Source organism: Sporosarcina sp. P33 (assembly GCF_002077155.1).
Lineage (GTDB): Bacteria > Bacillota > Bacilli > Bacillales_A > Planococcaceae > Sporosarcina.
In genome coordinates this window covers 2660349-2684539 of record NZ_CP015027.1, presented here as the reverse complement: position 1 = coordinate 2684539, position 24191 = coordinate 2660349, and the positions used below count along the sequence as shown (strand labels likewise).

Annotated in this window: 21 protein-coding genes; 2 read left to right on the top strand and 19 right to left on the bottom strand. The window is 39.3% G+C overall.

The features are described 5' to 3' along the window. Window positions 1–4: 4 nt before the first annotated feature. The 13 genes from SporoP33_RS13085 to SporoP33_RS13025 form a co-directional block, all read right to left on the bottom strand. On the bottom strand, window positions 5–1132 hold the full coding sequence (locus SporoP33_RS13085; protein ID WP_196796800.1) for a four-carbon acid sugar kinase family protein: 1128 nt from the start codon (window positions 1130–1132) through the stop codon (window positions 5–7). A 165-nt stretch (window positions 1133–1297) separates the two neighbouring features. Next, window positions 1298–2719, bottom strand: a complete 1422-nt coding sequence (locus SporoP33_RS13080) for an aldehyde dehydrogenase family protein (protein ID WP_081244126.1) — start codon at window positions 2717–2719, stop codon at window positions 1298–1300. A 17-nt stretch (window positions 2720–2736) separates the two neighbouring features. After that, the gene (locus SporoP33_RS13075) at window positions 2737–3921 is read right to left on the bottom strand and encodes an iron-containing alcohol dehydrogenase (RefSeq protein ID WP_081244125.1); all 1185 of its coding nucleotides are present in this window, start codon (window positions 3919–3921) and stop codon (window positions 2737–2739) included. A gap of 20 nt (window positions 3922–3941) precedes the next feature. Continuing rightward, the gene (locus SporoP33_RS13070) at window positions 3942–4712 is read right to left on the bottom strand and encodes an SDR family NAD(P)-dependent oxidoreductase (protein WP_196796799.1); all 771 of its coding nucleotides are present in this window, start codon (window positions 4710–4712) and stop codon (window positions 3942–3944) included. A gap of 18 nt (window positions 4713–4730) precedes the next feature. Then, window positions 4731–5726, bottom strand: a complete 996-nt coding sequence (locus SporoP33_RS13065; protein ID WP_196796798.1) for a LacI family DNA-binding transcriptional regulator — start codon at window positions 5724–5726, stop codon at window positions 4731–4733. Between the two features lie 168 nt (window positions 5727–5894). After that, window positions 5895–6794 (bottom strand): NAD(P)-dependent oxidoreductase, encoded by a 900-nt coding sequence (locus SporoP33_RS13060; protein ID WP_081244123.1) that lies wholly within the window; start codon window positions 6792–6794, stop codon window positions 5895–5897. A 34-nt stretch (window positions 6795–6828) separates the two neighbouring features. Beyond that, window positions 6829–7476 carry an aspartate/glutamate racemase family protein gene (locus SporoP33_RS13055; RefSeq protein ID WP_081244122.1) on the bottom strand — a complete coding sequence of 216 codons (648 nt, stop codon included), beginning with the start codon at window positions 7474–7476 and terminating at the stop codon, window positions 6829–6831. Between the two features lie 28 nt (window positions 7477–7504). Beyond that, window positions 7505–8779 carry a TRAP transporter large permease gene (locus SporoP33_RS13050; protein ID WP_081244121.1) on the bottom strand — a complete coding sequence of 425 codons (1275 nt, stop codon included), beginning with the start codon at window positions 8777–8779 and terminating at the stop codon, window positions 7505–7507. A 31-nt stretch (window positions 8780–8810) separates the two neighbouring features. After that, window positions 8811–9344: a TRAP transporter small permease gene (locus SporoP33_RS13045; RefSeq protein WP_081244120.1), complete on the bottom strand. Its 534-nt coding sequence runs from the start codon at window positions 9342–9344 to the stop codon at window positions 8811–8813. A 119-nt stretch (window positions 9345–9463) separates the two neighbouring features. Then, window positions 9464–10483, bottom strand: coding sequence for a TRAP transporter substrate-binding protein (locus tag SporoP33_RS13040; RefSeq protein WP_081244119.1), 1020 nt, complete (start codon window positions 10481–10483; stop codon window positions 9464–9466). A gap of 29 nt (window positions 10484–10512) precedes the next feature. Then, complete coding sequence (locus SporoP33_RS13035) at window positions 10513–11325, bottom strand: SDR family NAD(P)-dependent oxidoreductase (RefSeq protein ID WP_081244118.1); 813 nt, start codon at window positions 11323–11325, stop codon at window positions 10513–10515. A gap of 107 nt (window positions 11326–11432) precedes the next feature. Further along, window positions 11433–12173, bottom strand: coding sequence for an MBL fold metallo-hydrolase (locus tag SporoP33_RS13030; protein ID WP_196796797.1), 741 nt, complete (start codon window positions 12171–12173; stop codon window positions 11433–11435). 470 nt (window positions 12174–12643) lie between these two features. Further along, window positions 12644–13633 (bottom strand): 2-hydroxyacid dehydrogenase, encoded by a 990-nt coding sequence (locus SporoP33_RS13025; protein ID WP_231293252.1) that lies wholly within the window; start codon window positions 13631–13633, stop codon window positions 12644–12646. Window positions 13634–13945: 312 nt separating this feature from the next. On the opposite strand from SporoP33_RS13025, the gene SporoP33_RS13020 reads away from it, so the two are divergent. Then, window positions 13946–14644, top strand: a complete 699-nt coding sequence (locus SporoP33_RS13020) for a YjjG family noncanonical pyrimidine nucleotidase (RefSeq protein WP_081244116.1) — start codon at window positions 13946–13948, stop codon at window positions 14642–14644. A 101-nt stretch (window positions 14645–14745) separates the two neighbouring features. Here SporoP33_RS13020 and SporoP33_RS13015 read toward each other — a convergent pair whose 3' ends face one another. From SporoP33_RS13015 to SporoP33_RS13005, 3 genes are all read right to left on the bottom strand, one after another. Continuing rightward, window positions 14746–15453: a gamma-glutamyl-gamma-aminobutyrate hydrolase family protein gene (locus tag SporoP33_RS13015; protein ID WP_081244115.1), complete on the bottom strand. Its 708-nt coding sequence runs from the start codon at window positions 15451–15453 to the stop codon at window positions 14746–14748. A 194-nt stretch (window positions 15454–15647) separates the two neighbouring features. Further along, the gene (locus tag SporoP33_RS13010) at window positions 15648–16463 is read right to left on the bottom strand and encodes a choline kinase family protein (protein ID WP_081244114.1); all 816 of its coding nucleotides are present in this window, start codon (window positions 16461–16463) and stop codon (window positions 15648–15650) included. A gap of 295 nt (window positions 16464–16758) precedes the next feature. Further along, on the bottom strand, window positions 16759–17349 hold the full coding sequence (locus tag SporoP33_RS13005) for a hypothetical protein (RefSeq protein ID WP_081244113.1): 591 nt from the start codon (window positions 17347–17349) through the stop codon (window positions 16759–16761). A 340-nt stretch (window positions 17350–17689) separates the two neighbouring features. Here SporoP33_RS13005 and SporoP33_RS13000 point away from each other — a divergent pair, with 340 nt between their 5' ends. Further along, entirely contained in the window at window positions 17690–18241 is a 552-nt protein-coding gene (locus tag SporoP33_RS13000; RefSeq protein ID WP_081244112.1) for a hypothetical protein, read from the top strand. Between the two features lie 363 nt (window positions 18242–18604). On the opposite strand, the gene SporoP33_RS12990 is transcribed toward SporoP33_RS13000, so the two are convergent. The 3 genes from SporoP33_RS12990 to SporoP33_RS12980 form a co-directional block, all read right to left on the bottom strand. After that, window positions 18605–19348 carry a hypothetical protein gene (locus SporoP33_RS12990; RefSeq protein ID WP_196796796.1) on the bottom strand — a complete coding sequence of 248 codons (744 nt, stop codon included), beginning with the start codon at window positions 19346–19348 and terminating at the stop codon, window positions 18605–18607. A 408-nt stretch (window positions 19349–19756) separates the two neighbouring features. Continuing rightward, window positions 19757–23209, bottom strand: coding sequence for a flagellin (locus SporoP33_RS12985; protein WP_081244109.1), 3453 nt, complete (start codon window positions 23207–23209; stop codon window positions 19757–19759). Between the two features lie 323 nt (window positions 23210–23532). Then, the gene (locus SporoP33_RS12980; RefSeq protein ID WP_081244108.1) at window positions 23533–23760 is read right to left on the bottom strand and encodes a hypothetical protein; all 228 of its coding nucleotides are present in this window, start codon (window positions 23758–23760) and stop codon (window positions 23533–23535) included. Between the last annotated feature and the right edge of the window lie 431 nt (window positions 23761–24191).

Genomic DNA, 24191 nt, shown 5'->3' with positions numbered 1-24191 from the left:
CAGATTAATATGTTGTGCCTTGCAATACCGTCGACACTTTATTGAAAAAGTCCTCATCACCAAAGTTTCCGCTTTTTAATACGACTCTGACATTTGTATTATTTACAGGGATTAAGATGGGTACACCAGGCGCAATATTTTCTCCAATGTGATATCCATTGAACCCCAGTTTTTTTGCTACAGCACCACTCGTTTCCCCGCCCGCTACTACTATATTGCTATATCCTGACTCAACGGCTATCGCAGCGAGTTCAGCAAAAGTTTGTTCAATGATTTGGGCTACAAACTCTTGGCTCTTTAGTTGATTTCTTCTTACCCCATCAGGCGTATCACTGCTGTACACTAAAGGAGCGGAAGGAAAATGACTTATTTTCTCCCAAATCGTTCTTGCATTCTCTTCGCCTGATACGATTTTATCCACATCTAAAAAATACGTACTATTCTTAGCGGAATTTGCATACGATTGAATTTGTTTTCTCGTCATCTCACTGCAGCTGCCCGCCAGCATAATTAGTTTTGTCGAGTGAACATCCAAGTCTAATGATATTTGTTCCGACGGGTTAGTCTTTGCAATCCATTCTGCCAGGCCGCTTCCCCCTGTAATCAGCTTTAAATGGCCAAACCTTTCTATAATTGCTTTCCCATCCTCATCATTGTCGTAATCTGGAATCAAGTAATAGTGTTCCAAGTTTTTATTGTTGTCTATAACCTGATCGATTTTCTGGGTGTCGTGAATTGGAATCGGAAAGCTTTTATATTGACTCTGACTTTCCATTAACTCTTTAATATCTGAACTCCACATTGGTGTTAGGGGATGATCTTTCATCGGACTCTCACTCAATGGCACACCGTTCACATATAGTTTCCCATCTCTTACTTTCCTTCCATTGACCGGAAGTGACGGGCATAATATTGTATAGGGTTCATCTAGATATTCAAGTATGGAATCACATATCGGGCCTATATTACCTTCTGGAGTTGAATCGAAAGTGGAACAGTATTTAACATAAAATTGTTCAGCTCCGGCACGCTCTAGCCACTTTATCGCTTCCAATGATACCCGAACCGCTTCTGAGGTTTGCTGAGTTCTTGTTTTCAATGCGATGACTATAACATCCGCGTCAACATCCATATCAGGCCCGCTGTCAGGAATTCCATTAAACAGGACCGTATGGAACCCCCCTTAGAAAAGAAGGAAGCAATGTCACCTGCACCGGTAAAATCATCAGCAATACATCCAATTTTCATTAAACTCACTCACTTTCCATTACAATTTATAACTCTTATTATCTAATGGTTATTCAGTGAAAGAGACAAATTTTAATTCTGTCATTTCTTCCGTTGAATATTTGATCCCTTCCTTGCCTGTCCCGCTATTTTTGATACCGCCATAAGGCATGTGATCCACTCTAAAAGTAGGAACGTCATTTACGTTTACCCCGCCAGACTCAATTTTCTTTACAGCATTCAATGCTACTTGAATGGAGTCTGTAAAAATACCTGCTTGCAGTCCGTATTGCGAGTTGTTCGCTTCCTCAATCGCTTCATCCATGTCTTTAAAAGATTTAATCATTACAACAGGCGCAAACACTTCGTCATGATGTAAAGTACAATTTTCAGGAAGATCTGTTACGATTACTGGTGAGAAAATACTGTCAGCAGGAGACTCTTGAAGTTTCAGAACATTAGCCCCTTTACTGCTCGCTTCATCCAGCCATTGATTCACCCGTTTGATTTCTCCAGGATGAATTAAAGCGGAAATGTCCGTCTTCTCATCATTAGGATCACCTAAAACTAATTTTGAAGCTTCTTCTTTAAATTGTTCAATAAATGATTCGTAGATGTTTTGATGCACGTAAATTCTTTGAACGGAAATGCAAACTTGTCCAGAGTACGCGTACGCACCTTGAACCGTTTTTACTACGGCACGGTGTAAATCTTTTACTTCGTCAATGATAACTGGTGCACTTGAACCTAATTCCAAAGTTACCTTTTTTAAGCCGGCACGTTCTCTAATTTCTTTTCCAACTTCCAGGCTACCTGTAAATGTAATCATATTAATGCGGTCATCTTGCACCAATAAATCGCCAATAACTTTTCCGCTGCCTGTAATGACATTCAATGCACCCTTTGGTAAACCTGCTTCTTCAAATATCTCCGCTATAAAATACGCGCTTAAAGGCGTTTGACTTGCGGGTTTCAACACCACTGTATTTCCGGCTGCGATCGCTGGCCCAAGTTTGTGGGCAGCCAAATTGAACGGAAAATTGAAAGGCGTAATGGCTGCAATAACTCCCAAAGGCTCTCTCATAGTAAATCCAAATTTATTCTCAGCGCCAATTGCTGCATCCATTGGAATAGTCTCACCATATAACTGCTTCGCTTCTTCTGCAGCGAACCTGTAGGTCTGAATGGTACGAGCGATTTCACCCCGTGCAGCTTTTATTGGTTTTGCATTTTCTTGAACAAGTATTCTGGCAGCCTCTTCTTTACGTCTCTCTAAAATAATAGAGGCATTCAATAAAATATCTGCCCTTTGGTGAGAAGACATTTCTTTCATTACTTTTTTAGTTTGGAATGCGGATTCAATCGCATCATTTATATCTGATGAAGACGCTTTAGGTATCTCCCCAATTTTTTCATTTTGATATGGAGAGAACAGTTCATAATGATCTTCCGCGTCTCTCCATGTTCCATTGATATATAATTTCTTTTTCATAGTAGCCCTCCTCGTGATTAGTAACCTGCATATGCATGCTGATAGATTTGTAAAATGCTTTCTTCAGTTAGTTTATAAGGGGTATTGTCCAATAACCGGGAAACCTTAGATGCTTCAAAAGCCATCTCCTTTAAACTTTCCTCAGTTACTTCCAGTTCCTTTAGGTTTTTAGGCAGATCCAACTCATCTAGAAGTCTAAACAAGTAGTTTACTACTGCCTGCTGCGCTTCCAAGGGTTTAGTTGTAAAATTGCCTAACTCCAGGAAATCAGCAATTTCCACCATCTCATTAATACATGTTTTGCCTATTACATTGAATACGTAAGGCAATAAAAGAGCATTCGCAACACCGTGTGGCACATGGTATCTTCCGCCCAGCGGATAAGCCAATGCATGAACAGCTCCAACCCCCGCATTCGCCAGAGAAACTCCTGCCAGTAAACTTACCCAGCACATTTCTTCCCTCGCTTCAATATTTGTCCCATCAAAAACAACTTTTGCAATATTACGGGAAAAACGTTTCATTGCATCTTGTGCATATATTTTAGTCAATGGCGTCGCTTTCTTTGAAACATAGGACTCAATGGCATGAGTAAACGCATCCACCCCAGATGCCGCACTGACAAATGAAGGGCAACCTACTGTTAACGCTGGGTCGATGATTGCGATGTCAGGTAAATAATACGGACTGACAATGCCTCTTTTCACACTATTCTTTTTATCTCCAAAGATTGCGTTCATCGTCACTTCGGATCCTGTTCCTGATGTAGTAGGGACCAAGATACAATAAATCCCTCTATGACTTGGAGCAGTCTCGCCCTGCAAAATAGACTGGACTACTTGCTCATCTTTATTTACTAGCGCTGCAGAAGCTTTGGCGACATCCAAAGCACTTCCGCCTCCAATACCTATTACTAGGTCCGCATTCTCTTGTTTCATAAAATCAATGGCTTCTTTAACTGTTTCAAAGTATGGCTCACCCGAAATATTTGTATATGTACTGATCGGAACACCATGTACTAAAAGTTCATATTTAATTTCATCAATCAGACCCGATTTCAGTAAGCCTTGATCGCTGACTAACACTATTTTCTGTGGGGCTAACTCTTCTATATCTTTATGAATTGTAGAAAAGGAATTTCTGCCCGCCTTAATATTAGATGGAATTCGGAAGTCTTGTATATTTACACTAATTTGATTCATTATCTTTCCTCCAATCCTTTTTACCAAGCAGTCCACCCGCCATCAACCACCAGTGTGTGACCGGTTACCAGATTCGAAGACGGAGAAGCCAGATAGATCACTGCACCCAGTATGTCTTCGACTTTACCTAATCTTTTTAAAGGAATTCGGTTCAGTACTTCCTCTTGAAAGCCTTCTTCCTCAAACATCGATTCAGTCATTGGTGTTTTGATAAATGTGGGTGCAATTGCATTTACATTTACATTATGCTCTGCCCATTCAATAGAAAGAGCTTTAGTCATCTGCGTTATGCCGCCTTTACTTGAACTGTAAGCTGCCCTTTTGTAAAAACCGACAAAAGCCATTTGGGAGGACATATTTATAATTTTCCCCTGTTTATTGGGAATCATATGTTTCCCTACTGCCTTCGAGATAAAAAAGACGCTTTTCAGATTAATATCTAATACCAGATCCCAATCTTCCTCAGTAACTTCTAAAGCTGGTTTGGCTATGTTCAAGCCAGCGTTATTAATCAAGATATCAATTTTCCCAAAATGCTTCTGAATTAGTTCTACTTTTTCATCAATTTCTTCGATATTCATCAGATCTAGAGGAACTACAAGAGATTTCCTGCCCAATTCCTCAATTTCCTTGGAAACTTCAATAAGCTCTTTCTCTCCTCTTGCTATAAGTGCCACGTCTGCACCGCATTTTGCTAAAGCAAGGGCTATTTCTCTGCCGATCCCTTTACTGGCACCGGTTACTATGGCAACTTTATCAGTTAGATTAAAGAGTTCTTTTATTAATTCCATCTGATTATCCTCCATTAATTACGTAGTTTTTCTCTTAATTAATATTGGTTCAATTTTAATATTTTTCGTATTGACAACTTCTGAAGATTCAATCTTATTTATCAAGATTTCGAGTGCAGTGGAAAGCATTTTACTTTTTTGTTGCGATATCGTTGATAGATTGATGTACGGATTACTGGAAATAGAAATATTGTCAAAACCTATTACCGCTACGTCATCAGGAACTGTTAACCCTAGTTTAGATATTATAGACAGGGCCGTTATAGCGATATTATCTGATGAAGCCAATATAGCTGTCGGCCTATCTTTAGCGGTAAGTAATGTGCCTAAGCAATTTTCCAATTTCTGAATTGAAAATGTCTCTAATAAGATATTCTCGTTTTTAATAGGAATATTATTCTGCTGTAAAGCATTTTTATAGCCCTCCAGACGATCGATGTATGTGGAGTATTTTAGGGGGCCGCTGAGGAATGCTATATTTTCGTGACCTTGTGCAACCAGATAATTCACTGCAATTTGGGAAGCTTTCTTATTGTCCATTGTGACCGAATCAAATATATTATCTTTTGGCTCCCTGTTGAAATAAACAAGGGGGATGTCAAATGACTTTAGTTTATTGTAGTTCGACTCTTCGTTGCTGGCAGATCCGACCAATAAACCCGATATATTCCGGTTGATTAAAAAGTTCAAACTTTGCTCTATATCAGATTCTCCGCTTGTATCATAAATTAATATTTCATAACCATTGGAGCGCGCTAAATTTATTACAATTTTTGCTGATTCCGAAAAAAAAGGATTTGTTATATCATCTACGATCAAACCAATAGTTTTGGTTTTTTTCGTTATTAAACTTCGTGCAATTTCATTGGGTTCAAAGTTTAATATTCTAATACTTTCTTCTACTTTTTTTCTCTTCTCTGGCTTCACATGCAGATAATTATTTAATACTCTCGATACCGTTGATGGAGATACATTTGCATGTTTTGCAACATCTTTAATTGTGACTCGTTTCATCATAAATCCCGCCTTGAAAACGATTTCAAAAACATGTACAAAGATTTCCGTTTAATGACATGATAAATGATTGTCTTACATCCTGTCTATAAGCATGTCCCCCTCTGCCATGTAACTATACATGTGAAAGGGAGACAATCTTACTGCTTTAAGATGCGCAATGAAGCATTATTGGCCGCGGCGTACCTTCACACCGAGAAGATCTTCGTAGTAACAGATCATAGCATGCTTATAGTAATCACGCTGTCCGTTTCTTAATGCCAGCTGATAAGACTGCATTGTTCCGTTTAGGGTAGGCAGTGGAATTTCTTCTTTAATTAGAACTTCATACATACTTTCCATATCCTTGTATGCCCGTTCCAGTGAAAATCCATGTTCGAAATTTCCGTCCAATACTTTTGGGATTAACGTTTGGGATGCGAAACTGGCTCCAGTAGCCGTCATTAACACGTCCCCCAATTTCTCTGGATCGAGTCCCAATTTAACACCAACCGGCATTAATTCACTAAAACTTGCACAGCAGATATTAAGTGCGCAGTTATTAATCATCTTCGTCAATTGGCCTGCACCGTTTTCTCCCATATAGAGGATTTGCTCTCCCATGCGATCAAGGTACGGCATGATTTCATTAAACGTCTCCTCATCGCCGCCGCACATAATCGACAACGTACCCTTCTCACTTTTTAATTGCTGTCCGGAAATAGGGCAATCCATGAAAATTACACCTTCGGATTTACATTTTTCAGCAATATCAACGGCACCTACATAACTGATCGTACTGAAATCAATAATTTTCTGTCCTGCTTTCATGTTTTTCAGTAAACCATTTTCACCTAATATAACGCTTTGAACAACTTCTAGATTAGGCAGGCATAAGAATACATACTCACTGTCTGCCGTTTCTTGAACATTTGAAGTGGTAGAGACACCCATCTCTTGAAATTCTTTAAGTGAACTTTCATTCGCATCGCAAACTGTTAAATCGTATTCTCCTTCAGATTTTCCTTTTGCCAAATTTAATGCCATACCTCTTCCCATTACACCTAACCCAATAAAAGATAATTTCATAACTGTCTCCTCCAAATAATTATAATTTTTTCATTCAGATTAATTTCTTAATAGTTTTAGCGGCTTCTGTCGGGCTCGTTAACACAGGCAGCCCCACTTCTTTTACACGTTCTTCCGCTACAGCTTGTGTGATTTGTGCCAAAATGATCACTTCACAACCCAAGTCTTTTAATTTCTGTGCAGCTTTTACATTCAACTCATTATGATTCGCGATCTCACCGCTTTTCAATTCAATCATTGCCTGCGTATCAATCGCTGTTTCTACTATTATTTGTTTGTTTTGTTCCTTGGCGATGCCTTCCAATTGCTTTTTCGTTGCAGGCCCTGATGGCGCATTGGTTGCTACAACACCAATTTTCGTATAGTTAGTAACAGCCAAATCTAACATTGGTTTGTCCACTGCAATGATAGGAATAGAAACAAATGGTTTTACTAAATCAACAATAGGCGTCAATACTGTACACGCTACAATAATGACATCTACTTCAGCTTCTTGGGCAGTATTCGCCATTTGAACGAAATCACGGCAGACTTTATCATCAATACCTTTTATTTCATTTGCATAATATTGAATATGCTCATTTACAAAATTCAGTACGATGGATTCTGGCAGTAATTGTTTTATCGCTTTATTAAGTGGTTCTACTGCATTCGGTGTGGCATGCAAAATACCAATTTTCATGTCTATTCCTCCCTTCAAGTTTCTATTATTAACCTAAAATCCATGTTGAGATTGCAGGGATATAGGTAATAATGAATAAATCAATTAATAATACGACTAAGAAGATTAACAGTGGCGGAATAATATCTGTTAATTTTATTTTAGCTACTTGGCATGCAACATATAAATTCACTGCAAGAGGCGGAGTAATCATACCAATTGCAAAGTTTACTGTCATAATTATTCCGAAGTGTACAGGATCAATACCAAATTGAACGGCAACTGGCACTAATATTGGCGCTAAAATAATGATTGCAGCCAAAGCTTCCATGAACATTCCGGTGATTAAAATCATAATATTGACAATCAGTAAAAACACTAAAGGATTATCAGTAAAATTAAACATGAACTCTGCGATTGCATGCGGTACTTGATAGATGGTTAATAAATAACCAAATACAGTAGAGAATCCTACAATTATTAAAATAATCCCAGAGGTAATTGCTGATTCAGTGAATATCTTAATAGTTTTACTTATTGTCAGTTCTTTATGTACAAAGAAACCGATAATTAAACCATATACAACTGCTACAGCAGCAGCTTCTGTCGGCGTGAAAATTCCTGAATAAATCCCGCCTAAAATGATAATCGGCATGAAAATCGTCCAAATAGCATTCTTAAATGTGCCACCGAGTTTCTTTAGCCAATTTTCCCTAATTAACGATTCACCTTGTCCATAGCCTTTTATCCGTATCACAATATAGACTGCTAACAGTAAAGTAAAACCGATAAAGAGACCCGGCGTAATACCTGCTAAAAACAAATCTCCGATTGATACGTTGGCTGCAAGACCATACATAATTAACGCTAATGAAGGAGGTATGATAACGCCAAGCTCACCTGAAGCGGCAATTAGGGCTGCAGCAAAAGGTTTAGGATATCCTCTTTTGGTCATATTAGGAATCGTAATAGAACCCATTGCAGCTGTAGTGGCTGCTGATGATCCAGAAAGTGTAGAGAAAAACATCGTACCAATAATAGTTGCAGCGGCAATTCCTCCCCTGAACCATCCAACCAGCACGTTGGCAAAATCCATTAATCTTTTAGCAATACCTCCCCCTTGCATTAGGTTACCTGCCAAAATAAAGAATGGAACCGCCATTAAGGAGAAACTATTTAAGCCAGAGAAGGCTCGCTGCAGAACTATATCCAGCGGCACTCCGTCTATTTCAAAAATTATTAATGACGAGAATCCCAAAGCTACCGCAATTGGTGTGCTGATCAAAAACAATACTCCTAAGATGACAAATAAATATAGTATCATTTAAGTACCTCCGTTCACTTTTATCCATTTCCTACTCTATATTCAATTCTTCATCGTTCGTGGAAATAAAACGGATATCTTTTTTCATCATCTTAGATTCAACCATTATTGCAATAATGTTTAATACCATTACAATTGCTCCAAATGGTATAGAAAGAAATGCGATTCCCATAGGTATCTGAAGGACTGGAGACATTTGTTCCATCCCACGCATTACATAATCATAACCAAGAACTATAATAATAATGAAGAAAATAGCAGTAGTAACTAAAGACGCTATTTTTACGATCTTTCCTGACTTTACTGACATGGCATTGACGAGAGGATCCAATTGAATCATGTTATCTTTTCTCATACTTAAGGCTGCCCCTAAGAAAACAACCCAAATCATGATGTATCTTGCAATCTCTTCCGTCCATGGAACAGAGACATTAAAATCAAAATAAGTAAAGACGAAACGGACCAAAACTTGTATGAAAATCAAGCAAGTCATGATAAAAAATACGGTTGCAAGCAATAGTTCAAAGAATTTATTGAGTTTATCAACAAATTTGAGATAAGCCATGCATATCTCCTCCCATTTCTATAAAAGCCAGAGTACAGCTGTGATGAAATACAATACTTGAAATCACATGTAACGGGATTCCAAGTATTGTAAAATTAATTTTTCTAACTAATTTAAAATTATTCTACATTCTGAAATGCTTCGTAAAGATCGTTTCCGCTTGGAATGTCTTTTAAAATCTTAGTTTTAACTTGTTCAGTTGCTTCTTTAAAAGAATCGATATCTGGTTCAATTACTTCAATGCCCTTTTCTTTCATCTCTTCTAAGAATGAATTCACTTGTCTTTCAAATTCTTCAGGCGCAAATTCAGATGCTACATCGAATGACGATTGAACAATTTCCTGCTGTTCTTCTGTTAAACCATCCCATACTGATTTTGACATAATCCCTACCATTGGAATGTAATTCATCTTTGTTATATTGTAGTAGTCTGAAACTTCTACGAACTTATCCAAGACAAATTGATCGGCTGAAGCATCGCCGCCATCGACAACTCCTTGCTGCAGTGCCGTATAAAGCTCGGAGTAAGCCATTGGTGTTGGTTGTGAGCCCAATGCTTTATAAGTTTTCACATATACTGGAGATTGAATTACACGGTTTTTCATGCCTTTTATATCCGCCGCTTTTTTGATTGGCTTATTACTGAAAATATTTCTTTCCACTGCTTCCAGATAACCTAATCCTACTAGCTGGTGGTCAGGCAATAAGTCCAGTAATTGTGTTCCTGCATCTGAACGAAGAGCTTTGTTTGCGTGATCCATATCATTAAAAATATATGGTAAGTCTAATACACTAAATTCTGGCGCTAGATTAACAAGTGTGGAAGAAGAAGTAAAAACGATATCCTGATTACCAGACTGAGCTGCCTCTTGCATTTCTACTTCCCCGCCCAATTGAGATTGCGGGAATAGCTTCAATGTCATTGTTCCATCTGACTTTTCTTCTAAAGCTTCTTTAAATTTCTCCATTGCCTTATGTCTGGCACTGTCTGGTGTCAAAGTATGACCAGCAGTAAACTCAATTTTTTTTGTTTTACCGCCTTCTGCCGAAGCATTGTCGTCATTACCGCTGCAAGCCGCTAAGAACAGACTAGTAATAATAGAAAAAAGAAAAATGAATTTAGCGTTTCTTTTTAGCATGAAAAACACTCCTTTTAGTTTGTAATTTATTATTTTGAGAATTGTTCAAATTCACTTTTTACATCTGCATCCATTTTTGGCGGACGCAGCTGTGCTGTAAGTCCTCCGTCTACTACTAGAACATGGCCAGTTATGTAAGACGCTTCTGGTGAAATTAAAAACTTCACTGCGCTTCCTACGTCTTCAGGCAAACCAAGTCTTCCAAGTGGTATAACATCTCCAGGTGAAGATTCTTCTCCTACTGAAGTTCGTTCTTCTACCTCCATAGCGCCTGGCATAACTGAATTGACACGGATAGACTTTGGTGCCAAATCCAATGCCATAGCCCTAGTAGCTGCTTCGATAGCACCTTTAGTTGTGTCATACGCAACGCGATTTCTATGAGCTTGCGTAGCGCCTCCGGAACTCATATTAATAATGTTTCCGCCTGTCCCTTGTTCAACCATGCGAACAGCTGCCATTTGACTGCACATGAACATGCCATACAAATGCACTTTCATTAAACGGTCCCACATCGTATAATCTGTTTTCAAAAAGTGTCGTTCAGAGTTGGGACCATGCGCTATACCGGCGTTATTTACCAGAACATCTACGCCGCCTAAAAATTCATCTGCTTTATCAAATAGGTTTTCGATATCTTCCATGGAAGAAACATCAGTATTTACGAATAATGCATTTCCGCCCTGATCTATTATTTCTTTTTCACACTTCAATCCTGCTTCCTTATCAATATCCGCGATTACAATTGAAGCACCTTGAGCAGCCAAGGAAAGACAAACTCCGCGCCCCAAACCTTTTGATCCACCTGTAATTATTACTCGCTGATTGTCTTGTTGTTTCATCTTGCATCACTCCATTATTTTAGTTTCAAACCCTCATTCGTTCGCAGACTGAAACTTCATCAGTCACAAGCAGTGATCACACCTCCCTTTTTGTAATAAAATTCGATTTACGTGATCTTTGCCTTGAATACATCATTCAATGTACTCGAAAACCAACATTGTAAATCAGCACGTCTTTCTAATACATAAACCGGGACACCGTTTTCCAATTTCATCGGAATATCATGGCCGGGAATAACCAGACTATCTTGCTTTGCCTCCCACAAATTCCATATATATTGAATCGAAGCTTTACTCTCCTCCAAATTCAACGTCATATCTACTTCTTGCGATAAAAGCTCAGCTCTATTTTTAGCAGCATCCCCACAAAAAATCAGATCATAATTTCCGTTGTCCACTGTATACGTAATATGTCCTGGCGTATGGCCGCTCGTTTGATGAGCTACGATGCCTGGCAGTACCTCGTCTAAGTGACCGACAACTTTTGTTTTGGGATAGTGACTGAGTTCCTTAATATAAAGCTCGGGTATATCCATGTCTTGAGTAGCATCATTCAATGCCCATTCTAAATCCACATCACCGATTACGATGGTTGCATTTGGAAACATCGTCCAATTTACACTGTGATCCCAATGAGTATGAGTGAGCAAAACATAATCGATATCATCAAAAGTCAGCCCCTTTTGCCTGAGCTTTTCCAGCAGTATTTTTCTAACGCCGAAACTCCCGGCATCCACGATAATGTTATGTGTATCATTGGTTAGCAAAGTTATAGTGCTCCATCCCAATCCGCCATGCGTCTTCGACTTCCCTGGAAACCCTTGAACGAAAATTTCGTGATTATACACTAAAATCTGCTCCTCCCGTCTGTTTTGTTCAGTCATTTTATGCTAGCTGGATAACATCTTTTTTGATAACGTTTTCAATTTGAAATGAAAACGTTTTCAAAATGATATAAAAACCTAGTTAAACAAATTTGGATTGATCATCTCCGCTTGAAATCGTTTTCAATAAGTCTTGCTATATGATTCAGCGAAATTGAATTTTAACATTACTCTTTGAAATCGTTTTCAACAAAGACAAAAAAATTTAATTATTTATTTGTTTGCTCGGAAGGCATTTGAAATCGTTTTCAAAAACTATTAATTATTAAACACGATAACATAAATATCACGTAATTGAAAGCGCTATCAATAAACTGAGAAATTTAAGTTCTTTATCGTGTTAGGTTTAAAAGTATTATAGATTAAATAATTGACATTGTAAATACTATTTTTAACGTTGTAAGAAAAAACTTGCTAACAACTTTTTCCGTCTCTTATAATTTGCGGTCTACTACCTCGGCATTGATCAAATTTTTAGGGAGTTTACCGTTTAATCCGTCTATCAAGTTTTCAATTGCCAGGCCGATCATTTTGTCCTTTGTTTCTTGAGTAGAAGATCCAACGTGCGGAAGTGTAATCACATTGGAAAGTTTCAGGAGTCTGCTATCGCTGGGCAAAGGCTCTTTACTATAAACATCTAACCCAGCAGCAAATATTTTTCTGCTAGTTAATGCCTTAATTAATTCCTCTTCGTCCACGACATCTCCTCTTGAACAGTTTATGAAAATTGCGGAGCTTTTCATATAAAAGAATGCTTCTTCCCCAATCATTTTATACGTATCGTTTGTTAAAGGCACCAAAACGACTATATAGTCTGCCCTGCTCAATAATTCATTATACGGCATATATGTAACTCCTAATTTTCTTTCCGCATCCTTATCTTGTTTACGATTATAGTATATTACATTCATATCAAATCCGTATTTCGCTCTGCGGGCAAGCGTCTTGCCGATTCCACCCATCCCTACAATGCCTAATACCTTATGGTGTACATCCAAACCATATAAATTGGAAGAGATTCTTTGGTGTTTCCACTCACCTTCTTTTACAAAGTTGTCTAGCTCTGGAACCCGTCTGGCTGCAGCAAGCATTAAAGCAAAAATGGTGTCGACAACGCTATCTGCCAAAACCCCCGGAGTATTAGTCAACATTATATTTTTTGATGTTAAATAATCTACATCGATATTATCGTATCCAGCAGAGATACTAGAAACTATTTTTATGTTAAGAGCCTTTTGAATAAATGGTTTATTGATTATCAGCTTTGATCCAATGATGCCATCAGCAGTCCGCAGATCATCATAAAAGGAATCCGACAACTTCGTAATATCCGGATGATAACTTACAATAAATTGGTCACTTAACTGTTTCAATAAGGTCTCTGACATTTCTTGATATACAACTACTTTCTTCAGAACTTTCACCCCTTGTAATCATATTGTTTCTTTAAAATCTGTTGTAGACTATCTGGATGCAAGATCAATCTACTTTAAAGATTACCCTCAACTAAGAATATTTTCAAATCTATTTACACAATATTATGATTTTGTCATTTTTAATACTTTACCGGCTGCAGTTTGCATTTAATGTTGCATAAAAAATACTATATTATTAGTCTCATGAACTTATGTATCATTTACTTTTCATCTACCCTCTCCATCACCAGCAGTCCATTCTTCTTTCATCTATTTCCTCATGTTATACTAGTACTTATTGCAAAAAAGGGGTTCTTCTTTATGTCATACGATTTACTGCTATTCGATCTGGACGATACACTATTCGATTTTGATGAAACAGAAAAACATGCACTCGGCAAAACGTTCCACACGTTTGGGCTGCCGAACGGTTTAGATGCGTACCGTGATACATATCGCGCGATCAGCTCCGTCATCTGGGATGAGCTGGAGCAAGGACACATCGCCATTGAAGAATTAAAAGTGGAACGCTTCCGCCGGTTATTCGCACACCACGAACTTCAAATAGATGCTTCACATTTCGGTGAGCTGTACATTGAAAATCTGGGCTATGAGTCCCATTTGATCGACGGCGTCGAAGAGATGATTTCACGGCTGTCAGAGTACCGATTGGCGATCCTGACAAACGGCTTCACACTTGCCCAACACGCTCGCATAGCCGGCTCTCCTTTACGTAATACGTTTGAAGCGATCATTGCTTCCGAAGAAACAGGATACCGGAAGCCGCAGCGAGAAATTTTCGAGTATACCTTTAATAAACTTGGCATCACAGATCCTTCCCGCGTGCTGATGATCGGCGATTCCCTGACATCTGATATTCAAGGCGGAATCAACGCCGGCATCGACACTTGCTGGTTCAACCGAGACCGCCGGGAAAACCATACTGGAATTCAGCCGACATATGAAATTCATTCGTGGGAAGAATTCAGTCCGGGACGTGTAACTGCAATTTGTAAGTAATACGGAATCAAATACCCCCTTCCATCGTTGAAGGGGGTATTCATGTACCTATTCTAATTAAGGGTAAAAGGAAAATGCCGAAATACTGCTGCAGAAATCGATTACCTTTTCCCGCTTGCCGCCTCAATAAACTGCTCAAACAGCTTCAGCGACAAACGATCTCCCCTCTTCACCATCGCTTCAGGGTGCCACTGAACGCCTACTACAAAACGGTGCGCTGTACTCTCAATTGCTTCGATGACACCATCCTTCGCAACCGCCGTTACAACGAGCGGAGCCTGCACTTCCTTCACAGCTTGGTGATGCAATGAATTCACACGGACTTCGGAAGTTCCTGCCCACTCTGCCAGCTTGCTGTCTCCCACCATATCAATGGAGTGAAATGCAAAGTCCAGGTCCGTCAGCTGATGATGCTGCAACAGATCTTCTGACAGCTGCGCATACATATCCTGATAAATAGTTCCGCCAAACGCGACATTGATCAGCTGATAGCCCCTGCAAATTCCAAACACCGCCTTGTCCTGCACTGCCATCGTGTTAATTAGCGCAAGTTCTGACTCATCCCGCTCAGGCAATACTTTCCCAAGCTGCCGATGAGGTTCTTCACCATACAAGTACGGATCAATATCTTCCCCGCCAATCAGCAATAGGCCATCCAGCCGTTCGCAAACTTCTTCCGTTGCTTCAAGCCCTACAGGCAAAACGACTGGTACGCCGCCCGCTTGACGAACTGCTTGTATGTATCTCGTCTGAACGAGTGTATCTCCGTTCTGATCTATATCTGATGTAACACCGATTAATGGTTTCATGTAAGGCACTCTCCTCTTTCCTACTCCCTGAATTTCCTTCAGGTGAACATCGCCACGATATATTCTATACCCCGATTTACGGAAAGGTACTCAAACTGCATGACTGCACAGGAAAACAGAAAACCCGAATTCCAATTCAAGCACTGAACGGAAAATCCGGGTTGGATGATTCTATATAGTTGGATGCCGAACGGTCAATTCCCATACACACGGTAATATTGCTCTAACCCTTCAATCAGGCGCTCTGTCCGCTTCGCTGTATACTGTTCAAACGAAGGATCTTCCTTCTCTTTAACAAGTGACCATAACGACCAAAGGAAATCTGACTTCAACTTTTGCAGCTCAAGCGACGGTTTCAAAGATGCGGGCAAACCATAATAATCGAGCAGCACTTGCTCTTGCTCCTCACTTAACTCGCGTTCCAAAATAAACGCCGCCAAATCCCACTCAGGCAAATAGTTCGCACTGTACTCCCAGTCGATCAGCAGCAGCTGCCTTGCATCATTTTGAATAAAATTAGCCGTCACCGAATCCATATGACACGGCACATACTCCTGCCGCTCCCCTTGCATCAGCTTCCTCAATCGCTCTTCCAGCAGTACATACAGCGAAGGGATTTCAGCTAACGTAATTTTATACTTCTCCACTTCTCCCCAATAATCAAAACGATTTGGAAACTCCTTGTTCGACGAATGAAGCGCAGACAACACACCCGCAATCTTCTCCAAATACTCCGCCGTCCCCATCAGATCCCGCGTTAAATCAGCCGTCGCATCGTAATACGGAGTCATTTTAATGCCTTCATCGGTAAACACCGCATTGCCAACCGTCACCCCAATTTCAGCCGCAATTTGCTGGTTGGCTTTTTCATGGTGGCGGTTAATAATGTCTTCAAACTCGTGGGCCGGGAAACGCAGGACGTATTTTTGTCCTTTGTGTGCGACGAGAAAGTTTAGGTTGGTGAGACCGCCCAGTCTTTTTATGTAGGTTAGTTCTTCGATTGGAAACATATTTTCGCCCCTTTTTTACTCTTTTCGCGCAACTATGCGTCACATAAATTTGACACTGTTCAGCATTCTTTATGATTTGTGTGGTGCATTGATGCTTAATATTATAAATATATGATTTGAGTATAATGTTGCGATGTTAGGCATAATCCAGTTGGTTGAGAGAATTTAATCATTTTGAATAGGTATGAAAGTATCGTCTCTTATTTACTTCTACTTACCAATACAGACTAGTATAAATTTAGAACGCATTTTGTTCCGGATGTGGCATAAGAGAAATATTCGGACTTTGGAATCTTTAGAATCCTATAAAATCTAAAAACTTGTTTCCTCTTTTAGTAAGTTCAATTGGAAAGTTATAATTGATTTGATCTCCATTTTCAGAAGACCAGCCCATTTTTACTTGAATTAACCCTAATCTATTTAACTTTATATCTGAAGAATGTAACAAAAGTTCCTCTTTAGAACTCTCCTCAGGTCTTATCGGTGTTTCGTCTGTTCTTCCTGAAAATGATACAAGTCTCTTTAAATCTAATACTCTTAGTTCCGATATTAAATCAAAGTAATAAATAATTAAATCCTCATCTTTGATTTCGTTTTTCACGCAATTTTCAAAACCCAAGATTAAGAACTCCGCTTTATCATCCTCATCGTCTAGGAATATTCTTTGTATGACAATTGGTCCTATTTTATCCTCAAAGTATTTAAAATCATTTAAAGGAATCATTTGAAGAACACGCAAAAATGGTTCTTCCACTTTCTTAATCCTTCTATCAAACTGCTTGTTTTTGACCATTTGAAAAAACTTTCCTAAATAAGAAGGTGCTAATTCTGTAGGTGCATTAGGTAGACCTTCCCACGCTGTTTTAATGTATTGTTTAATATCCATTAATCCCTCTCCCTGTCCATTATCATACGACAAGAAGGGAATTTAAACCATAAAAAAATAACGCTAGCTTATGTTGCGTTTTCGTATTATATAGCCCGTTAAGCTACATCTACATACTTCACATCCGCGAGTTCTATAAGCACCTTATTCTCGTCGAGTGACAATTGACCAACCGCGAATATACTATTTACGCATATTACTGCGACTCCTTTCATTTCTTGCACACTTGTGTGTTAAACAACTCTGGCACTAATCAGAATTATTTCAAGCCCAAGTGCTCGATATTACTATTTTCTTTTATTGTCGTATTGGTTACAATTGGTAGTAAAGGGGAATAAATATGACATTTGATAATATAGAATCATGTGCTGTTATTGCAGGAGCAATTACCACAGCAGTTTTCAGTTTCTTGATTTGGAGAGCTAATATACAATCAGCTAAGGCTGCCAAAGGAGCAGCCGATGCAGCAAATGAAAGCGCCCAAGTTTCTAAAATGATTTTTGAATCACAAGAAGAATTGAAGAAAAACGTAAGAGACCAATTGAAAAGAGATATATTAACACAGTTTCAAAAGATTGAAAAACAAGTACGAACTTTAAAAGATTCGGGGATTACATCAGAAGTGATGAATAAATTGCCTGTTTCTATAAATATTACAAACCACGAACTAGGAACTTACTTTGAAACTAGCGAAAGGAAAGTAATACATCAGGCCATGTCTAAATATGAGGAATACATAAAAAGGTATTTTGTAGAAGGGATACCGAAGTTTATTGAAAACGAAGAATTAACTAAAGACACCCAAGATCTACATGACAAAGTTTTTAATGTAATCTTGCTCTTTATTGAAACACATGTGGCTACTGTAGAAGTTAATATAAGTGATCATTAAAAATTGTAGAATAAGCAATTATAAAAGGAATTCTGACTTAATAAGGTTTTTGCGATATCTAGTAAAAAGTAATGAAGGGAATAAATGGAAAAAATATATTAATAACATTCACGCGCAAACTGAAGAGCTAGCACCGGTCAAGATTTCCTATGGAAAAACTGAAATTAATGAGACTACCCAAGATATTGATTTTTGAGTACCTGTGCACCAAACTTTCATGATTGTTTAAACAGTCATGATTATCGCAATAATCATGTTAATTTCTCACATAGGTACTCATCAATTTGATGCACCGTTGCACAATACTAATACTATCAACCTTCGGATTTAAACCATAAAGTGTATACATTTATAAAAAATATTTTACACCCCCTTCCATTCAAATTTATCTTTAGTAATTTTTAATTCACCATTTTTATCTTTATGAATTTGATTAAATATTTTTATATAATTACTTGTCCCTAAACTTTGTATTTCGATAGTAAAAACGACAAAATTTTCACCTTCAGTGAGGTATTCATAAATATTATCCTCATAGATATACTTAATAAAACTATTATTAAGTACGGCAGTTTTTTTATCTTTTTTTATTCGCCCCTCTTCCTCTCTTAGCTCTTGTGTATTTTGAATATATCCATAACGAAAGTCTTTACTATTTAAGATAGTTTCTCTGTTTTTAATCTGTTCATTTTTTTCATTGTTCACTAAATATTCTATATGAATGTTCTCTGGCTTAAAGTTCTCGCTTTCTATAGACAGAATCAAACTATAATTGTTACTTTCCCCAAATTCCACTAAAAGTGATTTAGATTGTGCTGAGAAAGCGATCCCTAACATTATAATAAAGCCTAATAAAATTATAGTAATGAAATAATAACCGTAATTATATCTTAAATTTTTAAAGTAAATTAATAGTTTTTTAAACTCTATAACACACCAAATGATCATAAATATAGTCATAATTAAGAGGATAGGATATACAACATAGTTTTCATTTAAAATTTCCGTTATAAAAAGGAAGATTATATTAATTAAGAAAAAAATTAATAGATAGTGCTTTATAGATTGGAACAAATTATAGTAAGTCTTGTCTGCAATTAAGTCCATTTTCTTAGTCTTCATTTGTTTTGAACCAAAGTAGCTATTATATGTATAAGTATCTCTGTAAACTTGATATATTAAATGCCCAATTATTAATAATAAAAATGTTATTACAGAACTGCTTACCATGTGCTCAATCTGCACTGGAAAATCTAAATAAACTTTATTTTTGAAGAGAGTTATATAAAATTTGAATACTATTGTTAGTATATAAAAAAGACCTGCAATAATAGTTAACAGAGTTGCTATCCTTGCTGCTCTCTCTGTATTACTTAAATACGCGTCCTGTTTAGACCTCTTTTGCTTATATCTGTTATTACTAATCATACTTCTCCTTTGATATCTTATTTTATCTCAAATATCGTTCAGCTATTTATAACTTGTCGTGTGGTGCACAAATACATTCCAACTCACTCACTTCAACAACCCCAAAATCCCTTCCCTACGCTGCTTATCATGCCCGGCCAGCGTCTGCCCCACCTGCGTCAACATCTGTAATTTCGTACTGTTCATTAATTCTTTCGCAACATCCAAATCCTCAATACGGCTCAATGCTGCCGTCATGCTTTCTTCGCCTATCCGAAGGTTCGCCGCGATATGAGTCAGGCTGTTTTCAGCAGCTCCGATGTTGCCTAGTTCGCCGAGAATAAAGTTCATGGAACGGTCGATGATTTCAAGTCCTTTCGCTGCGTGCTCTGCCGTGCGTACACAGACCGCACTCATATCCACAAGCATGTTATCAAAGGAAGCGATATTAAGTACTTGTTGATTGCCTGAGTTGCCGCCTACTTGGAAGGTGTAGGAGTTATCTGCGTAGTGAATTCCCTGTCTGATTTGATAGTCGGCGCTGATTGTGTTGCTGCCGACTGCCAGGGTGACTTCGCTGTTGATCAGGGTAACGCGGCTGTCGCTAATGTTGTATTGATCTGGTGTGAGTACTTGTCCGTTTAGGCGGATTACCTGGGAATCTGGCACGACTTCGGCATCTGGTAGTGCACTGCCTGTTTCGTGATCGCAGTACGCTGTGTCGTCTGTGAGTAACGGATTTACCGGCAGGTCCATACTGAGTGGCTCGGTATAAATTACTTCCATCGCGTAACTAGGTCTGCCGAAAACTGCGTCCGGCCGTGCATCGCCTATAAGCTTGACTTTTCCATTTTCAAACAGATAACCGTGACCATTTTCGTCAACAGCCGGCAGAATTTCGGTGATCCCTATCGAAACCTTGTGAACAGTAGATCCTTCAGGTACTGTAGCGCTCAAAGAAGATTCCGGCACTGAATAGACACGGATGGAATTGGGCGCGGTTTTTGCTGTAGGGCGATAGCTGCCGTGAAGTGAGACAAGGTTCGTTTCCGGATTGATGGTATAGCCATCCTCCGCGTCATATGGTATTTCTACCGTATCTTTGAACACCTTTAGCCCTTTTACATTGCCTTCCCCTTCAATTCCATAAGAAGAAGCACCCGCACCGAGCGGAATATCATAGGAGTTATTATATAGGTTGACTAGTCCTGATTCCGTCACAAACGTCACGGAAATCTTCGGCAACAACAATGTAGAATCTTTCGCGTCCGGGCGGCTGTTACCGTATATTTCTACCGCATTCGTTTGCTTATTGTAAAAGTAGCCATCCTGTTTTGTTTCATCATAGGTGATTACTTTCCCAGCGATGGTGACGTTCAGCATCTCTGGAATGCCTAGACTGTCAGGTTGATACAATACAGGTTTGTCGAACAGCGGAATCTCCAGCATGTCATCGTGTTTCACTGGATCTTCTAGCACTGTCACCATTCGAACAAAGTATTTATCCTCGACATTCGGTCGGCTGTTGCCGAACAGCTCAATCGTATTCGTTATCGCATTATACTGAAAGCCATCAGTGTCGGAGTAGTTTATTTCCTCTTCTCCTCGGAACACACGAATTGAATTCGGCGCATCGGCGTCCCCAAGATTAAACACTTCCGGCTTCGCTGATCCAAGCGGAATACCATACACTACTTCGTTGGTGTTGGTGCTGCTATAATCCGCAATGTATTTATAATGGATTTTCTCACCGATTGACACATCGGGGCGGCTATTACCGTAGAGACTGATTCGGCGTGTCGCAGGGTCATACGTATAGCCGTCAGTCATCGATGCATCATAAGCAATCTTCCGTCCACCCGCATACACTTCCAATGACTTCGGCAGTGTTGGATCCAAAGAATTCAGGTTGTATATATCAATTTCAGCCGGCAGGACGTACGTCTGAACACCGCGGTCACTGTCGCTGTCTGGTACATACGTAATACGGACAGTTTCATTGTGGGCAGGACGTAAATCACCGTAAAACTCTGCCTTTCCCGTCGCTTTGTCTATGTACACGCCCGTCGTGTTCTCTGGATCAGCAGGCCGATCAGCCAAATAATGTTCCCTGGCAATCGTACCCTTCCCATCTATCTGGATTCTCAAAGACATCGGTCCCGGCTCACCGTTCACATTATACAACTGGGCTTGCGAAGGAATCGTCTCCGAATGAATTGCTGCACTGTTCCCTCTTACAAATCGGAACGTATAGTAATCCTGGGCATCATCTTCACTATTCGGATCAAATCCGATCTTCGCATCCTCATGAAATGTTATCTGACTGCCGTTTACCGTATAATAACCAGACACCGGTGCTGTCCCTGTTTCATCCCAGTACGTTAGCTGCTGTGAACCGCTGTCTGTCACTTTGTGCACGACAAGCGAAGCATCTCCCTCATTCATCCGGTAAAGATCAGGTGTGCCACCAAGAGATATCGTATTATTTATAGGGGGCAGATTCAGTTTATCCGTGTTCGGAATCACAGATACCGGCGAACTGATCGAACCGTTTTGCGTATTAATCACTACTTTAGATATATTGCCGTCCGAATCGGAAAATGCAAATGACCATTTCCCATCTGAATCTGCTGTAGGCGCAAAATTATAGCCGTGAAGACCGTCCGCTATATTATAATTCGTATAGGATCGCTCCACAGTCCAATTGCTTCCCGACCGCTTCTGCAACTGTAAGCTGGAATTAACCATTTCCAGTCGATAATCCCCCGCTTCTTTGCGAGTGGCGGCTTCGGAAGTATCAGCATCCACTCTAGGATCGACACTGCCGTTTGCAGGCACACTGTATCGCTGTCCATCCCGTGTGGATTGAAACAAAATAGTCTCACCGTCTGCCGACCACCTGGGTTTTTGATCCATCACAGTCGTCACTTTTCCGTTGACAGGTGGGTAAGATGCAGTCACTTCTTCCACTGTCCGTGAATCCGATCCAATATTGACCTGTTTTGTATACGAACTCGGCTCTATTTTTGCAGTATTGCCTCCAAACACTGCGTTTCCACTGACTGGCACCGTACGGGCTGAACGATCCACCGACACACTGCGGTCCGCATATACATACTCCCCCGGTACCGTATTCGTCAGTAATTTATGCGTATTGAACTCCGTCTTATGTACAATATCCCGCAAATTCTTCTTCAATTCATCGACTTCATTCTGAATAATAAGCGTATCCACCGAATCAGAATCAAATTGCACATCCGTATTCGTCCCGTTCATCGCCTGAATCGTCAGCTCCCGAATCCGCTGCACGACATCCGTCAGCTCCTGCATAGCCGCATCTGCCGTCTGCGCAAGCGACTGCGCATCCTGCACATTCTGAAGCGCCTGACGGGACCCACGCTGCAGTGCCCGCAACTTCTCACTGATGGCCAGACCCGAAGCATCTACCGCTGCAGACGTAATCCGCTTACCACTAGACAGCTTCGCCATTGACTTCTCTAGACGTTCATTCGCCTGATTCATATTACGTTGCAAACCAAACGATCCGTTTTTGATGATCATAGTATGTATTCCTCCATGCGTCCGATATATTACAGTATTGCTGATTATGCATTTGGATGTATAGGATTGATATACGTATTATATCGGTTCTAAATGGAGGGATTTTACTGTTAACAGGATTTTCTTAGGAGACTAATCAAAGTGGTGGTCTACTGGGATAGGAGAAATATAAATATGCTACGTTTATAGTGCTACTAGTGATTTTTGAGTACTTGTGCACCAAACTTTCATGAATGCTTAAACTTTCGTGTTTGAGTGTTTATTATAATAACCTTTACACAAGTATCTCTGGCAGATGTCTTTATAAAATTCGCTGCGAGTCACTAAATTAAATAGTTTTCAAGTGACGAAATAGCCTTTTGGTGATCACGGATCTGCATCTCCAACTGCATCGTCTCGTCTTTATCTAGGTTATGATCTGCAGTATATTGCGCTATCTGTTTCATCTTATAAAGTCGCTTTTCGATTTCCTCCAGAATGCGATCCCGCTGTTTTACTTGTTCCAATTGACTGTACAATCGTTTAAGTTCTTCTTGATGTTTACTATCCATTTATCTAATGCTCCTCTGCTTCATAATGAATGGGTATAATAAATACGTTGGTTACCGAGTATTTAGTACACAGTGCATACTATATGTATCGGTCATTTTGGAGCACTTATTATGTTAAATAGATAGAAGTAGACGCAAAAAAACATTGTTTTCAGGTTAGAGAGAAATACCAATCACAGAACTCCCTACCCTACTCAACTAGAAGAGCACCATGTACAAATATGTTCTTTATTTTGATATATGCTTATTTTTTTAGAATATATGAGTGTTACATTACCTGTTGGAGATGTAATTTCTTCTACCCTGACTTCAAGATTGCCATTGGAATTACTAAACATCTGAATAGCCGTAGCGTACTCAGGATGACACTGTACAATTTCACACTCTAATTTTCGAATATTCTTTCCGATGAAGTGAGTTCACCTGTGCAT

Bases quoted from the DNA above. Each gene is read 5' to 3' on its own strand.
- SporoP33_RS13050 (WP_081244121.1), bottom strand. From the start codon at position 8,779: ATGATACTATATTTATTTGTCATCTTAGGAGTATTGTTTTTGATCAGC.
- SporoP33_RS13000 (WP_081244112.1), top strand. From the start codon at position 17,690: ATGACATTTGATAATATAGAATCATGTGCTGTTATTGCAGGAGCAATT.
- SporoP33_RS13045 (WP_081244120.1), bottom strand. From the start codon at position 9,344: ATGGCTTATCTCAAATTTGTTGATAAACTCAATAAATTCTTTGAACTA.
- SporoP33_RS13015 (WP_081244115.1), bottom strand. From the start codon at position 15,453: ATGAAACCATTAATCGGTGTTACATCAGATATAGATCAGAACGGAGAT.
- SporoP33_RS13075 (WP_081244125.1), bottom strand. From the start codon at position 3,921: ATGAATCAAATTAGTGTAAATATACAAGACTTCCGAATTCCATCTAAT.
- SporoP33_RS13035 (WP_081244118.1), bottom strand. From the start codon at position 11,325: ATGAAACAACAAGACAATCAGCGAGTAATAATTACAGGTGGATCAAAA.
- SporoP33_RS12985 (WP_081244109.1), bottom strand. From the start codon at position 23,209: ATGATCATCAAAAACGGATCGTTTGGTTTGCAACGTAATATGAATCAG.
- SporoP33_RS13005 (WP_081244113.1), bottom strand. From the start codon at position 17,349: ATGGATATTAAACAATACATTAAAACAGCGTGGGAAGGTCTACCTAAT.
- SporoP33_RS13040 (WP_081244119.1), bottom strand. From the start codon at position 10,483: ATGCTAAAAAGAAACGCTAAATTCATTTTTCTTTTTTCTATTATTACT.
- SporoP33_RS13010 (WP_081244114.1), bottom strand. From the start codon at position 16,463: ATGTTTCCAATCGAAGAACTAACCTACATAAAAAGACTGGGCGGTCTC.
- SporoP33_RS13070 (WP_196796799.1), bottom strand. From the start codon at position 4,712: ATGGAATTAATAAAAGAACTCTTTAATCTAACTGATAAAGTTGCCATA.
- SporoP33_RS13060 (WP_081244123.1), bottom strand. From the start codon at position 6,794: ATGAAATTATCTTTTATTGGGTTAGGTGTAATGGGAAGAGGTATGGCA.
- SporoP33_RS13065 (WP_196796798.1), bottom strand. From the start codon at position 5,726: ATGAAACGAGTCACAATTAAAGATGTTGCAAAACATGCAAATGTATCT.
- SporoP33_RS13055 (WP_081244122.1), bottom strand. From the start codon at position 7,476: ATGAAAATTGGTATTTTGCATGCCACACCGAATGCAGTAGAACCACTT.
- SporoP33_RS12990 (WP_196796796.1), bottom strand. From the start codon at position 19,348: ATGGACTTAATTGCAGACAAGACTTACTATAATTTGTTCCAATCTATA.
- SporoP33_RS13020 (WP_081244116.1), top strand. From the start codon at position 13,946: ATGTCATACGATTTACTGCTATTCGATCTGGACGATACACTATTCGAT.
- SporoP33_RS13085 (WP_196796800.1), bottom strand. From the start codon at position 1,132: ATGGATGTTGACGCGGATGTTATAGTCATCGCATTGAAAACAAGAACT.
- SporoP33_RS12980 (WP_081244108.1), bottom strand. From the start codon at position 23,760: ATGGATAGTAAACATCAAGAAGAACTTAAACGATTGTACAGTCAATTG.
- SporoP33_RS13080 (WP_081244126.1), bottom strand. From the start codon at position 2,719: ATGAAAAAGAAATTATATATCAATGGAACATGGAGAGACGCGGAAGAT.